The organism is Micromonospora sp. SCSIO 07396 (assembly GCF_053667945.1).
The window spans coordinates 84481-97852 of record NZ_CM132210.1 but is presented as its reverse complement, the minus strand read 5'-3'; the positions used below and the strand labels follow the sequence as shown (position 1 = coordinate 97852).

General features: G+C 72.9%; 15 protein-coding genes. 7 read left to right on the top strand and 8 right to left on the bottom strand.

Features of this window, described 5'->3' with window-relative positions; translation table 11 throughout:
- The first annotated feature begins 1 nt into the window (after position 1).
- The 6 genes from ybaK (at position 2) to ACWCHM_RS00480 (ending at position 6089) form a co-directional block, all read left to right on the top strand.
- A complete protein-coding gene (ybaK, locus tag ACWCHM_RS00505) occupies positions 2-481 on the top strand; it encodes a Cys-tRNA(Pro) deacylase (protein ID WP_454221240.1) in 480 nt (159 codons plus the stop codon).
- A 215-nt stretch (positions 482-696) separates the two neighbouring features.
- Positions 697-1797: a sugar ABC transporter substrate-binding protein gene (locus ACWCHM_RS00500; RefSeq protein WP_204957751.1), complete on the top strand. Its 1101-nt coding sequence runs from the start codon at positions 697-699 to the stop codon at positions 1795-1797.
- A gap of 118 nt (positions 1798-1915) precedes the next feature.
- Positions 1916-2740, top strand: a complete 825-nt coding sequence (locus tag ACWCHM_RS00495; protein WP_088645777.1) for an ATP-binding cassette domain-containing protein — start codon at positions 1916-1918, stop codon at positions 2738-2740.
- On the top strand, positions 2737-3996 hold the full coding sequence (locus ACWCHM_RS00490) for a sugar ABC transporter permease (RefSeq protein WP_204957750.1): 1260 nt from the start codon (positions 2737-2739) through the stop codon (positions 3994-3996). Before ACWCHM_RS00495 ends, ACWCHM_RS00490 begins: the two co-directional genes overlap by 4 nt.
- Positions 3997-4036: 40 nt before the next feature.
- Positions 4037-5218, top strand: coding sequence for an ROK family protein (locus ACWCHM_RS00485; protein WP_204957749.1), 1182 nt, complete (start codon positions 4037-4039; stop codon positions 5216-5218).
- A gap of 130 nt (positions 5219-5348) precedes the next feature.
- On the top strand, positions 5349-6089 hold the full coding sequence (locus ACWCHM_RS00480; protein ID WP_204957748.1) for a DUF4142 domain-containing protein: 741 nt from the start codon (positions 5349-5351) through the stop codon (positions 6087-6089).
- An 85-nt stretch (positions 6090-6174) separates the two neighbouring features.
- Here ACWCHM_RS00480 and ACWCHM_RS00475 read toward each other — a convergent pair whose 3' ends face one another.
- Genes ACWCHM_RS00475 through tsaB form a run of 4 tightly spaced genes read right to left on the bottom strand, consistent with a single transcriptional unit; the run spans position 6175 to position 8681 of the window.
- Complete coding sequence (locus ACWCHM_RS00475) at positions 6175-6429, bottom strand: hypothetical protein (protein ID WP_204957747.1); 255 nt, start codon at positions 6427-6429, stop codon at positions 6175-6177.
- Between the two features lie 14 nt (positions 6430-6443).
- Entirely contained in the window at positions 6444-7490 is a 1047-nt protein-coding gene (gene tsaD, locus ACWCHM_RS00470) for a tRNA (adenosine(37)-N6)-threonylcarbamoyltransferase complex transferase subunit TsaD (protein WP_454221239.1), read from the bottom strand.
- Positions 7483-7959, bottom strand: coding sequence for a ribosomal protein S18-alanine N-acetyltransferase (gene rimI, locus ACWCHM_RS00465; protein ID WP_204957745.1), 477 nt, complete (start codon positions 7957-7959; stop codon positions 7483-7485). Before rimI ends, tsaD begins: the two co-directional genes overlap by 8 nt.
- Entirely contained in the window at positions 7956-8681 is a 726-nt protein-coding gene (tsaB, locus tag ACWCHM_RS00460) for a tRNA (adenosine(37)-N6)-threonylcarbamoyltransferase complex dimerization subunit type 1 TsaB (protein ID WP_204957744.1), read from the bottom strand. The genes rimI and tsaB overlap by 4 nt, the downstream gene beginning before the upstream one ends.
- A gap of 363 nt (positions 8682-9044) precedes the next feature.
- Here tsaB and ACWCHM_RS00455 point away from each other — a divergent pair, with 363 nt between their 5' ends.
- Positions 9045-9785: a helix-turn-helix domain-containing protein gene (locus ACWCHM_RS00455; protein ID WP_454221238.1), complete on the top strand. Its 741-nt coding sequence runs from the start codon at positions 9045-9047 to the stop codon at positions 9783-9785.
- Positions 9786-9872: 87 nt separating this feature from the next.
- Here the strand turns inward: ACWCHM_RS00455 and ung are convergent, their stop codons facing one another.
- From ung to alr, 4 genes are all read right to left on the bottom strand, one after another.
- On the bottom strand, positions 9873-10574 hold the full coding sequence (gene ung / locus ACWCHM_RS00450) for a uracil-DNA glycosylase (RefSeq protein ID WP_281902820.1): 702 nt from the start codon (positions 10572-10574) through the stop codon (positions 9873-9875).
- 72 nt (positions 10575-10646) lie between these two features.
- The gene (gene tsaE, locus ACWCHM_RS00445) at positions 10647-11129 is read right to left on the bottom strand and encodes a tRNA (adenosine(37)-N6)-threonylcarbamoyltransferase complex ATPase subunit type 1 TsaE (RefSeq protein WP_454221237.1); all 483 of its coding nucleotides are present in this window, start codon (positions 11127-11129) and stop codon (positions 10647-10649) included.
- Positions 11126-12223: an alpha/beta fold hydrolase gene (locus ACWCHM_RS00440; protein ID WP_454221236.1), complete on the bottom strand. Its 1098-nt coding sequence runs from the start codon at positions 12221-12223 to the stop codon at positions 11126-11128. The genes tsaE and ACWCHM_RS00440 overlap by 4 nt, the downstream gene beginning before the upstream one ends.
- Positions 12220-13338, bottom strand: a complete 1119-nt coding sequence (gene alr / locus ACWCHM_RS00435) for an alanine racemase (RefSeq protein WP_204957739.1) — start codon at positions 13336-13338, stop codon at positions 12220-12222. The genes ACWCHM_RS00440 and alr overlap by 4 nt, the downstream gene beginning before the upstream one ends.
- Positions 13339-13372: the final 34 nt, after the last annotated feature.

Below are 13372 nucleotides of genomic sequence, written 5' to 3'. Positions count from 1 at the left end.
CATGGCGGGACAGGCCACTGCGGCGACGGCACTGCTGACCAAGCGGAAGATCGCCCACCGCACCCACCCGTACGACGTCGCGCCGGACGCGCCGAACTACGGCGCGCTGGTCGCGGCGGCGCTCGGGGTGCCGCCGGAGCGGGTGTTCAAGACGCTCGTCGCCGAGGTCGACGGGGCGCTGGCGGTGGCGGTCGTCCCGGTCACCGGCGAGCTGAACCTCAAGGCGCTGGCCACGGCGCTGGGCGGCAAGCGGGCCGCGCTGGCCGACCGGGCCGCCGCCGAGCGGAGCACCGGGTACGTGCGGGGCGGGATCAGCCCGCTGGGCCAGCGACGGCGGCTGCCGACGGTGGTCGACGTCTCGGCGCTGGACCACGACACCGTCTACGTGTCGGCCGGCCGGCGGGGGTTGCAGCTCCAACTCGCCCCGGCGGACCTGGTCGCCCTCACCGACGCCGGCACCGCGCGGATCGCCGCCGGCTGACCCCGGCCGGCGGTCGGCAGCCGGCCGCAGACCGGACACGCAGCGTGATTACGGGGCGGGTGTCCTGCGGGTGACAACCGCGTTGCTGAATTGTTACCGCCGCCAACAAACTTCTGACCTCGGCAGTCTTGCGCCCGCGTTGTGAGCGGGAATACGTTGCCGGACACAACAAAACACCGACCACTCCTCCCCCACCCTCGAAAGGACCCGTGCAGATGCGCAAGGGCTTCCTCACCTTCGCCGCCGTCGGCCTGCTGGCCACCGGCAGCATGGCCGCCTGCGGCGACGACTCCAGCAGCAACGACGCCGGCGGCGACGCCGCCAAGAAGCCGAAGATCGGCGTCATCCTGCCGGACAGCAAGTCCTCCGCCCGCTGGGAGACCGCCGACCGCAGGTTCCTCAAGGCCGCCTTCGACGCCGCCGGTGTCGAGTCGGACATCCAGAACGCCCAGAACGACAAGAACGCCTTCCAGACCATCGCCGACCAGATGATCACCAGCGGGGTCACCACCCTGATGATCGTCAACCTGGACTCCGGCACCGGCAAGGCCGTGCTGGACAAGGCGAAGTCGCAGGGCGTCGCGACGATCGACTACGACCGGCTCACCCTGGGCGGCTCCGCCCAGTACTACGTCAGCTTCGACAACGAGGCCGTCGGCAAGCTCCAGGGCGAGGGCCTGGTCAAGTGCCTGACCGAGAAGGGCGTCAAGAACCCGACGGTCGCCTACCTCAACGGCTCGCCGACCGACAACAACGCCACCCTGTTCAAGAACGGCTACGACTCGGTGCTCAAGCCGAAGTTCGAGTCGAAGGAATACACCAAGGGCCCGGACCAGTCGGTGCCGGACTGGGACCCGGCGCAGGCCGCCACGATCTTCGAGCAGATGCTCACCCAGACCGGCGGCAAGATCGACGGTGTGCTCTCCGCCAACGACGGCCTCGGCAACGCGGCCATCTCGGTGCTGAAGAAGAACAAGCTCAACGGCAAGGTCCCGGTCACCGGCCAGGACGCCGACGTGACCGGCCTGCAGAACATCCTCGCCGGTGACCAGTGCATGACCGTCTACAAGGCCGTCAAGAAGGAGGCCGACGCGGCCGCCGAGCTGGCCATCGCCGTGGCCAAGGGCGAGCGCAAGGAGACCGGGCAGACGGTCAAGGACCCGGAGAGCGGCCGGGACGTCCCGTCCGTGCTGCTGGAGCCGAAGGCGATCGACAAGGCGACCGTCAAGGACGTCGTGGCCGACGGCTACGTCGACAAGGCGAAGCTCTGCACCGGCGCGTACGCCGCGCTCTGCACCGCCAACGGCATCAGCTGACCGTACGACGAGCGTCGTACCCCGTCGACGCGACGCCGCCCGGCACGGAACCCCGTGCCGGGCGGCGCTCGCCGCCGGACGGGCTCCGAGATCTTCCCTCCGTCCGAAGGAGACCCCCGTGTCCGCGACCCCCCTGCTGGAACTGCGCGGGATCGACAAGAGCTTCGGTCCCGTCCAGGTCCTGCGCGACGTCGCCCTCGCCGCCCACGCCGGAGAGGTGACCGCACTGGTCGGCGACAACGGCGCCGGCAAGTCCACCCTGGTCAAGTGCATCAGCGGCATCTACCCGGCCGACGCCGGCGAGTTCCTCTTCGACGGCCGACCGGTGACCATCAACAGCCCCCGGGACGCCGCCACGCTCGGCATCGAGGTCGTCTACCAGGACCTCGCGCTCTGCGACAACCTCGACATCGTGCAGAACATGTTCCTCGGCCGGGAGAAGCACAGCGGGCTGGTGCTCGACGAGCCGACCATGGAACAGATGGCGGCGGAAACCCTCGCCGGGCTCTCCGTACGGACGGTGAAGTCGCTGCGCCAACACGTCTCCAGCCTCTCCGGCGGGCAGCGGCAGACCGTCGCCATCGCCAAGGCGGTGCTCTGGAACAGCAAGCTGGTCATCCTCGACGAGCCGACCGCCGCACTGGGCGTGGCACAGACCGCCCAGGTCCTCGAACTGGTCCGCCGGCTGGCCGACAACGGGCTGGCCGTGGTGCTGATCTCGCACAACATGAACGACGTCTTCGCGGTCTCCGACCGGATCGCCGCGCTCTACCTCGGGCAGATGGTCGCCCAGGTGAAGACCACCGACATCACCCACTCGCAGGTCGTCGAGTTGATCACCGCCGGTCGTTCCGGCAACCTCGGTCTCACCGGCGAACCGGTCACCGCCGGCAACGGCACCGGCGCGGGACCCGCCGACACCACTCCAGGAGGCGTTCGATGACCACCACCGCCGTGCGCAAGGAAGGCCCGGCGGCGGTCACGCCGCCGCCCACCGTCGGCAGCCACCTGCGCGGCTACTGGGGCCGGGTACGCGGCGGCGACATCGGCGCGCTGCCCGCCGTCCTCGGACTGATCGTGCTCTGCACGGTCTTCTCGATCATGCGGCCGTCGTTCCTCACCGCCGGCAACTTCGCCAACCTGTTCACCCAGGGCGCGGCGGTCACCCTGATCGCCATGGGGCTGGTCTTCGTCCTGCTGCTCGGCGAGATCGACCTGTCCGCCGGCTTCGCCAGCGGGGTCTGCGCGGCCATCCTGGCCAACGTCGCCACCAAGGCCGGCTACCCCTGGTACGTGGCCGTGCTCGCGGCGATCCTCACCGGTGTGGTCATCGGCACCGTGCTCGGCTTCCTGGTCGCCAAGATCGGCATCCCGTCGTTCGTGGTCACCCTGGCCGGCTTCCTCGCCTTCCAGGGCATCGTGCTGATGCTGATCAGCGGTGGCGCCAACATCTCGGTCAACGACGAGGTGCTGGTGGCGATCGCCAACCGCAACCTGCCCCCGGCCGTCGGCTGGGCGCTGGCCGCCCTCGCCATCGGCGGGTACGCCGCCGTGCAGCTGCTGCGGTACCGCAAGCGGCTGTCCCGGGGACTGACCGCCGACCCGATGGCGGTGGTGCTCGCCCGCATCGGCGGCCTGACCCTGATCCTCGGCATCGCGGTCTACATCCTCAACCAGGAGCGCAGCCGCAACGTCCTGATCAACTCGCTCAAGGGCGTGCCGATCGTGGTGCCGGTCATCGCGGTGCTGCTGATCGTCTGGACCTTCGTGCTCCAGCGCACCAGCTACGGCCGGCACGTCTACGCCGTCGGCGGCAACAAGGAGGCCGCCCGTCGGGCCGGCATCAACGTCGACCGGATCCGGATCTCGGTCTTCGTGATCTGCTCGTCCATGGCGGCGGTCGGCGGCATCGTCGCGGCCAGCCGGGCCAACTCGGTCGACCCCAACACCGGCGGCAGCAACGTGCTGCTCTACGCCGTCGGCGCGGCGGTGATCGGCGGCACCAGCCTCTTCGGCGGCAAGGGCCGGGTCCTCGACGCCGTGCTCGGTGGCGCGGTGGTCGCCGTCATCGACAACGGCATGGGCCTGATGGGCTACAGCGCCGGGGTGAAGTACGTCGTCACCGGTGTGGTGCTGCTCCTCGCGGCCAGCGTGGACGCGCTGTCGCGCCGCCGCGCCTCCGCCTCCGGCACCCGCTGATCCGCGTACGCCAGCGGCGGAACACGGGGTGTCACCAACGATGCGGGTAGGACCGAGCCAGGACGAGATCCGACGGCAGAACCTCGGGGCGCTGCTCCGACACGTCCACGTGCACGGCGCCACCTCCCGCGCGGAACTCACCACCGCCCTCGGGCTCAACCGCAGCACCATCGGCGCGCTCACCGCCGACCTGGCCGGGGCCGGCCTGGTCAGCGAGGGCACACCGAAGGAGACCGGCCGGGCCGGACGACCGTCGCTGGTCGTCCGGCCCGAGTCGGCCCGGGTCTACGCGTACGCGTACTCGATCGAGGTGGACCGGCTGCGGGCCGCGCGGGTCGGTCTCGGCGGCGAGGTGCTCGACCGCCGGGAACTCGACAGGCCACGTGACCTCGACGCCGGGGAGACCGTCCCGATGCTGGCCGGCGCCCTCAAGCAGATGCGGGAACGGGTGCCGCCGGAGTCGATCTGCGTGGGTGCCGGCGTCGCGGTCTGCGGCATGGTCCGCAAGGCCGACGGGCTGGTTCGGCTCGGTCCCACCACCGGCTGGGTGGACGAGCCGATCGGGGCCGCCCTCGCCGTCGAACTCGGCGTCGAGCTGCCCGTCACGGTGGGCAACGTGGCCGACGTCGCCGCCTTCGCCGAGCACGCCCGCGGCGTCGCCGCCGGCTGCGACAACGTCATCTACCTGTACGGGGACGTCGGCGTCGGCGCCGGCATCATCGCCGGTGGCCGCCGGCTGACCGGCCACGGCGGGTACGGCGGCGAGGTCGGCCACATGGTGGTGGTCCGCGACGGAACCCCCTGCGAGTGCGGTTCCCGGGGTTGCTGGGAGACCCAGATCGGCGAGTACGGGCTGCTGCGGGCCGCCGGCCGGTCCGACGCCCGGGGCCGGGACGCGCTGCTGGCCGTCTTCGACGCCGCCGACCGGGGGGACGCCCGCGCCCAGACCGCCGTCCGGCACGCCGGGGACTGGCTCGGCTTCGGGGTGGCGAACCTGGTCAACATCTTCAACCCCGAGATGGTCATCTTCGGCGGCACCATGCGGGACCTCTACCTGGCCGCCGCCGCCCAGGTCCGCAGCCGGCTCAACGAGACCGGGCTGCCCGCCTGCCTGGAACACGTCCGGCTGCGTACCCCGAAACTCGGCGACGACGCGGCCCTGATCGGCGCGGCCGAACTGGCCTTCGAACGGCTCCTCGCCGACCCGCTCGACGCCGCCTGAACGGTCCCCTTCCGACTCGTGCGCCGCCCGGTGAACTGATCGGCCCGACAGTCCGTACCAGTGGGCGGACGGGCAGCCGGGGGTCGCTGCCCGGCAGGACAGGTCGGCCGGATCGAGGAGGCACCGCAGCATGGCACCGCTGGATTCCGTACGTCGTCGGCGAGGGCACCGGACCCACCGGGTGGCGGTGCTGCTCGTCACCTTCCTGGCCGGGCTGGTCGTGCTACCCGGCATGGCGGTCGCCGCACCCGGCGTCCAGTTGAACGCCGCCGACATGACGCTGCTCAACGGCGTCCGGTTGGCCGGCCTGTGGGAGATGCCGGCGGGCACGATGGCCGCCGAGAAGGGCCAGTCCGCGCGGGTGCGGGAGGTCGGCGCGGAGATCGCCCGGCAGCACGGCGTCCTCGACGAGTTGGTGGTGCAGGCCGCCAACAAGCTGGGCGCGACGCTGCCCACCGATCCCACCACGGAGCAGAAGGGGTGGCTGACCGAGATGCAGAACGCCTCCGGTGCTCAGTTCGACCAGATCTTCGTGACCCGGCTCCGGCTGGCCCACGGCAAGATCTTCCCGGTGATCGGCGCGGTCCGGGCCAGCACCCGGGACAACACCGTCCGCAAGCTCGCCGACGAGGCCAACAAGTTCGTGGGCGACCACATGGCCATGCTGGAGAGCACCGGGCTGGTCCGCTGGCAGCAGATGCCGCCGGCCGCGATCCCGGCCGCGCAGAACGACTCGCTGGTCGCCGCCGCGCAGGCCGGGGCCGCCTCCGGCCCGTCGGTCGGGGTGAGCACCACGGTGGTCTGGGCGGTCTTCCTGCTCGCGCTCGGCGCGGGCGGCTACGCGACCTGGCGGATCACCCGCCGCAGTTGACCCGGCGCGACTGACCCGACGGCCCGCAGGCGGCACCACCGCCGGCGGGCCGTCCGGCTGTCCGGGCCCGGCACCGGGCGGCCGGTCAGCGGTCGACCTGGGTGAAGTCCCAGGAGTGCGGGGGGCGGGCGAGCAGGGTGGCCGGCGGCTCGGGCAGCGACCGAGGGCTGCTGCGCCACTTCGAGACGACCACCACCCGGTGGTCGGTGGAGGAGAAGACCTCACTGGACACGTGCAGCGGATCGTGCTCGAACTCCGGCAGCGCCGTCTCGCACACCCAGGTGATCAGGTCGGCGAAGCCGTACGACTCGGCCCGCGCCTCCCACATCCGTACGATCACGTCGGTCCCTCCCCTCACACGCTGACCGTGGTCAGTGGCAACGCCGAGTCGGCGGGCAGGTCCAGCCGGCTCGGACGTACCCCGGCGGCCACCAGATGCGACCCGAGCGCGGCGACCATCGCGCCGTTGTCGGTGCACAGCCCCGGCCGGGGCGTGCGGACCCGGATGCCGTACCGCTGCGCCCGCTGCTCGGCCATCGCCCGCAGCCGCGAGTTCGCCGCCACGCCCCCGCCGATGACCAGGGTGTCGATCCCGTGTTCCCGGCAGGCGGCCAACGCCTTGCCGGTGAGCACGTCGCAGACCGCCTCCTGGAAGGCGGCCGCCACGTCGGCCACCGGCACCGACTCACCGGCCCGCCGCCGCGCCTCCACCCAGCGGGCCACCGCCGTCTTCAATCCGGAGAAGGAGAAGTCGTAGCGGTGGGCGACGAGATCCTTCGCGGCGGTCAGGCCACGCGGGAAGGCGATCGACGCCGGGTCACCGGAGCGCGCCTCCCGGTCGATGTACGGGCCACCCGGGAACGGCAGGCCGAGCAGCCGGGCCACCTTGTCGAACGCCTCACCTGCCGCGTCGTCGATGGTCGCGCCCAGCGGGGTCACCCCCCGGGCCAGGTCGTCGACGCGCAGCAGCGAGGAGTGTCCACCGGAGACCAGCATGGCGATCGCCGGCGCGGGCAGCGGACCGTGCTCCAGGGTGTCCACCGCGACGTGGGCGGCCAGGTGGTTCACCCCGTACACCGGCTTCTCGGCGGCCAGCGCGTAACCCTTCGCGGCGGCCACCCCGACCAGCAGGGCCCCGGCCAGGCCGGGGCCGGAGGTGACCGCGATCGCGTCGATGTCGGCGAGGGTCACCCCCGCGTCGCGCAGCGCCCGGTCCATGGTCGGCACGATGGCCTCCAGGTGCGCCCGGCTGGCCACCTCGGGCACCACCCCGCCGAACCGGGCGTGTTCGTCCACGCTGGAGGCCAACGCGTCGGCGAGCAGCGTGTGGCCGCGCACGATGCCCACCCCGGTCTCGTCGCAGGAGGTCTCGATCCCGAGGATCAGCGGTTCGTCAGCCATGGTCCGTCCCGTCCGCACCCGGTTCCGCGTCGCGCCGCATGACCAGCGCGTCGGTGTTGCTCGGTTGGTAGTAGCCCCGTCGTACGCCGATCGGCTCGAACCCGTACGTCGCGTAGAGCCGCTGGGCGGGGGCGTTGTCGACGGCCACCTCCAGCAGGACACTGTCGATCCCGCGCCGGGCCGCCTCGGCGAGCAGGTCCGCAAGCAGCGCCCGGCCGATCCCGCGCCGCTGGGCGTCCCGGCGGACCGCGATGTTCTGCACCCACGACTCGCCGTCCGGATCGACGGTCAGACCCGCGTAGCCCAGCAGCGACCCGTCGGTGTCCAGGGCGACCCGGTAGTGGTGGCCGCTGGCCAGCTCGTTCCAGAACATCGCCGGCGACCACTGCTCGGCACCGAACAGGTCAGCCTCGATCGGCAGCACCTCGGCGACGTGCCACCAGCGGAACCGCTCGATGCGGACGGTCACGGCAGCACCGACTTACGGCTGGTCGCCGCGACCGCGTCCGGGCGGCGCAGGTACAACGGGGTGAGCGTCTCGCCGGCGGCCCCGGCCCGGACCCGCTCGGCGGCCAGGGCGACAAGTGTGGCGGCGTCCGGGTAGCGGGGTTCGGCGCGCAGCGGCAGGCCGAGCACGTCGGCGTACCGGTGGGCGCCGTCGCCGACCGCGACGGTGACGGCCAACTCGCGGGCGCGGGCGACGGCGACGGCCGGGGCGTCCACCTCCGGCCCGACGATCCGCCGGCCGTCGCCGTAGACCGCCCAGTAGACCTCCTTGCGCCGGGCGTCGGCGGCGACCAGCACCCGCTGCTCCCGGACCGTGCCGTCGCCGACGGCGGCGGGCGCGGCGGTGCCGGCGTTGTCAGGCATCGGGGCGTGGCCGATGCCGTCGAGCGAGCAGACGCCGTACGTGGGGACGCCGAGCACCTGGCCCATGGTGGCGGCGGTGACCAGCCCGACCCGCAGCCCGGTGAAAGGTCCGGGGCCGAGCCCGGCGACGATCGCGTCGAGATCGGCCGGTCGGGCGTGGACGTCGGCGAGCACCGCCTCGACCTGCGGGGCGAGCAGTTCACCGTGGGCGCGGGCGTCGACCGTGCACCGGTGCGCCCGCAGCGCGACGCCGTCCGCCGTGACCTCGGCCAGCGCCGCGGTGACCGCGGGGGTCGAGGAGTCCACCACCAGTACGAGCACGGTAAGCCAGCCTAGCCGGCCACCCGCGCCGCCCGGCCACACCCCGCCCGCCCCTCGCCAGCAGCCCCGCCCACGCTCTCCCCCTGCCGCGCCTGCCCTGACTCCGCCCTCACCCCTGCCGCCGCCCCTGGGCTCCGGCCGTCGGTGCTGTCCCTGTTCCTGGCCGGTGGGCCCGGGCCCGCCGCCGGCGGCTTCGCCCCGCCCGCCTGCGACAGAAGGTCCAGCTGCTGGCCCCGTCGGCGGACCGCCGCATGAGGAGCCGGCCAGGGTGGGGAGTGGTATTCGACGTAGAACGGTATGCCTGTGAGTCATAAATATGACTCACAGGCATACCGCTCACCGCCGGCACATCATCATGCCTGGATGACTGAGAGTGGTCGGCTCGCCACGGAGATCGCCGCACTGCTGCGCCGGGAACGCAGCGCGCAGCGGCTCACCCAGCAGCAACTGGCGGATCGGGCCGGGACGAGTCAGAGCGCGGTGGCCCGCGTCGAGCGCGGTGGTCGGGTGCCGAGCCTCGACCTGGTCGAGCGCCTTCTCGCCGCCCTCGGCCGGCAACTCGCCGTCACCACCGAGCAGCTCGACAACCACCTCGACGCCGAGATGGACGCGCTGGCCGGGCGGTCGACCACCGACCGGATCGACGAGCTGGGGTTGGACCGGCTGCTCGACCGGCTGGGCGACCTGCCCCACCTGCTGACCGGCAGCACCGCCGCGCTGCTGCAGGGTGCGCCCGTACCCGTCGACGCGGTCGAGATCGCCGTCCGGTGGTGCGACTCCGCCCGGTTCACCGCCTGGCTGACGGCCGCCTACGGCCAGCGCTGGAACGCCAGGTGGGGTGAGTTCGGTGGCCTGCACCTGGAACCGGAGGAACCCGGCGAGCACCTCTGGATGACCCGGTACGGCGAGATCCGCGCGCAGATGTGCGACGAGTTCCCGGCGGCGATCGAGGTACGGCACGGGGAGCGCGGCTACCGGGTGGTCCCGCTGGTCGCCGTGGAGCTGACCGACCCGCGGGCCGCCGCGCTGCTGCGCCGGCACCGGCAACGCGCCGCCGACGGCCGTGCCCCGGACGTCGGCCCGGCCGACCGGACCGGGCGGTGAGCACCGCGCCGACGAAACGCAGCGCCGTGTCCCCACCACGCCGCGATGCGGCGCACCACCACGCGGTGGGGACGGCGGCCACGCAGGTCAGCCGGCCGAGCGCTCCCAGTCGATCGGGGGCAGCCCGGCGTCGGCGAGTGCCTTGTTGGTGGCGCTGAACGGGCGGCTGCCCAGGAACCCACGCGGGTTCATCGGGCTCGGGTGACCGGCCTCCAGCACCACGTGCCGGGGGTTGGTGACCAGGGCCGCCTTCTTGCGGGCGTAGCCACCCCAGAGCAGGAAGACCACCGGCTCGTCCCGGGCGTCCAGGGCGCGGATGGTCGCGTCGGTGAACTCCTCCCACCCGGAGTTGCCGTGCGAACCGGGGCTGGCCTGGCGGACGGTCAGCACCGCGTTGAGCAGCAGCACACCCTGCGCCGCCCACCCGTCCAGGTTGCCGCTGCGCGGCTTGGGCACCCCGAGGTCCTCGCTCAGCTCCTTGAAGACATTGCGCAGCGACGGCGGCACCGACACCCCCTCGCGGACGCTGAAGCTCAGCCCGTGCGCCTGCCCCGCCTTGTGGTACGGGTCCTGGCCGAGGATCAGCACCCGGCACTGCTGCGGACCGCACAGCCGGTAGGCGGAGAAGAGGTCCTCCTGCGGCGGGAAGACGGTCTGGGTGGCGTACTCGCGGGCGACGAATTCGGCGAGCGCCGCCGTCCGGGCCGGGTCCAGGTGCGGGGTGAGCACGGCACGCCACTCCTGCGGCAGCAGCTCCAGCAGGTCGAGGGTGGGGGTGTCGTCGGGCATCGGCAACCTTTCACAAACGAAGTCCCCGGCACTCTAGGCAGCGGGTACGACACCCCGCGCCCCAGGGCCGGGTCAGCCCAGCGCGGTCAGGCGGTCCGCCCAGTCCCCGCCCACCGGCTCCAACTCGACCACCCGGGAGTCGTCGTCGCGCCGGTCGATGCGTACCCGCAGGTGGGTGTCGGCGAGCTGCTCGACCAGCCCCTCGCCCCACTCGACCACGGTCACCGAGTCGTCCACCGAGGCGTCCAGGTCCAGGTCGTCGATTTCGGCGCGCGGGTCGGCGGCGTCACCCAGCCGGTACGCGTCGGCGTGCACCAGGGCCACCGTGCCGCCGCGCGCCGGATCCGGCCGGTGCACCCGGGCGATCACGAAGGTCGGCGAGGTGACGTCGCCGCGTACCCCCAGGCCGACGCCGAGGCCCCGGGTGAGGGCGGTCTTGCCGGCCCCCAGCGGGCCGGTGAGCAGCAGCAGGTCACCGGCGCGCAGCACCCCGGCGAGCCGACGGCCGAAGGCGTGCGTGTCCTCGGCCGTGGGCAACGTGACGCGCACGCTCACAACGCCTCCAGGAAACGTTCCAGCGCGGCGTTGACCTCGTCGGCGTGTTCCAGCATCACCACGTGCCCACTGTCCCGGATCTTGACGTATTCGGCGTGCGGCAGCCGACGGACGATCTCGTCCGAGTGGACCACCGGCGTGATCATGTCCTTGTCGCCCACCACCACCAGCACCGGAGTGCCGCTCAGCGCGGCCAACGCCGGGAACCGGGAGTGGGTGGCCAGGGTCCGCAGGTAGCGGGTCACCGTGTCGGCCGACGTCCGGGAGTTCATCCGCTCCACGTACGACACCAGGGCCGGGCTCGGCTTCGGGGTGCCGAAGCCGTACCGGCGGGTCAGCAGCCAGGCCACGTTCGAGGTGGACTTCCGGGCCCGGTCGATGACGAGCCCGCCGTACCTGGTGGCGTTGCTCATCATGAACAGCACCGGCGAGCCGACCCGGCCGAGCAGGGCCGGCGCGACCAGCTTCGTCTCGGCCAGCAACCCGCCCGACGTGGCCATCAGCACCGTGCCGACCACCCGGTCACCGAACAACTCCGGGTACGCCTCGGCGAACGCCATGATGGTCATCCCACCCATCGAGTGCCCGACCAGCACCAGCGGCCCCTCCGGGGCGGTCGCGTCGATCACCCGGCGCAGGGTGTGGCCGAGTGCGGCGAGGTCGTACTCGCCGGTCTCCAACCGCCCCGACCGGCCGTGCCCCGGCTGGTCGTACGCGACGACCCGGTAGTCGCCCCGCTCGGCCAGCAGTTGACGCTGGAAGTGGAACGTCCCCATGTCCAGGCAGAAGCCGTGCACCAGCACCACCGTCGGGTGCCCCGGCACCGGCCGGGTCGGCTCGACCACCTCGACGTGGATGTCGGTGCCGTCCGGCAACTCCAGCCGGTACGCCTCGTCGTACCGCTGCGCGCCGAAGTCCTCCCCGGCGTACGGGTCGGCGGGGTCGGCCTTGAGCCGGCGGACCAGGGCCCGTTCGGTGGCCACCCCGGCGGCCAGCCCGGCGGCGGCCACCCCCACCGCGGCCCCGACCACACCGGCGACCCGTCCGGCGGCGGTCCTCGGTCGGGGCACCCGGAACCGGCTGACCGCGCTCACGGGCGCGTCCCGTCGTAGACCCGGGGCACCCGGACCCCGCCGAACCGGGTGACGATCTCGTAGTTGATCGTGCCGACCGCCTCGGCCCAGTCGTCGGCGGTGGGCATCCCGTCGTCGCCGCTGCCGAACAGGGTCGCCACGTCACCGGCGGCCACCTCGTCCGCGCCGCAGTCGAGCACGAACTGGTCCATGCAGACCCGGCCCGAGATGGTGCGCCGCTTCCCGCCGAGCTGCACCGGCCCCACGTTGGAGGCGTGCCGGGGCACCCCGTCGGCGTAGCCGAGCGGCACCACCGCCAGGTTCGCCTCCTCGGTCGTGGTGTAGGTGTGCCCGTACGACACGCCGGTGCCTGCGGGGACCCGCTTGGCGAGCATCACCCGGGCCCGCGCGGTCATCGCCCGACGCAGCCCGAACTGCTGCCCGGCGATCGGCGACAGCCCGTAGACGGCGATCCCGGGTCGGACCAGGTCGAAGTGGGTGTCGGGGCGGGTCAGGGTGGCCGCCGAGTTGGCCAGGTGCCGGTAGCGCGGACGCAGGCCGGCCCGCTCGACCATGGCCAGCCCCTCGTGGAAGACCGCCAACTGCCGGTCGGTGGTGGGGTGGCCGGGCGAGTCCGCGTACACGAAGTGGCTCCACACGCCGACCACCTCGACCAGGCCGTCGGCCTGGGCCTTCGCGGCGGCCTCCAGCAGGGTCGGCCAGTCGGCGACGGTCGCGCCGCCCCGGGACAGCCCGGTGTCGATCTTGAGGTGCAGCCGGGCCGGCCGGTCGGCGGCCCGCCCCGCCGCGACCATCTCGTCGAGCTGGGACAGGCTCGCGGCGGCCAGGTCCACCCCCGCCGCCACCCCCTCGTGCAGCGGCAGCCCCGGGTCGAGCAGCCACGCCAGCACCGGCACGGTGATCCCGGCCCGGCGCAGCGTCAACGCCTCGTCGAGGGTGCACACCCCCAGCCAGTCCGCCCCCGCGTCGAGCGCGGCCCGCGCCGACGGGACCATGCCGTGGCCGTACCCGTCGGCCTTCACCACCGCCATCAACTCGGCGCTGGTGCCCGACCGGAGCCGGGCCACGTTTGCACGGATCGCGTCCAGATCGACGCGCACCTCGGCCTGCCACATACGCCCAGCCTACTGGCGTCGGTGATCACCGGGT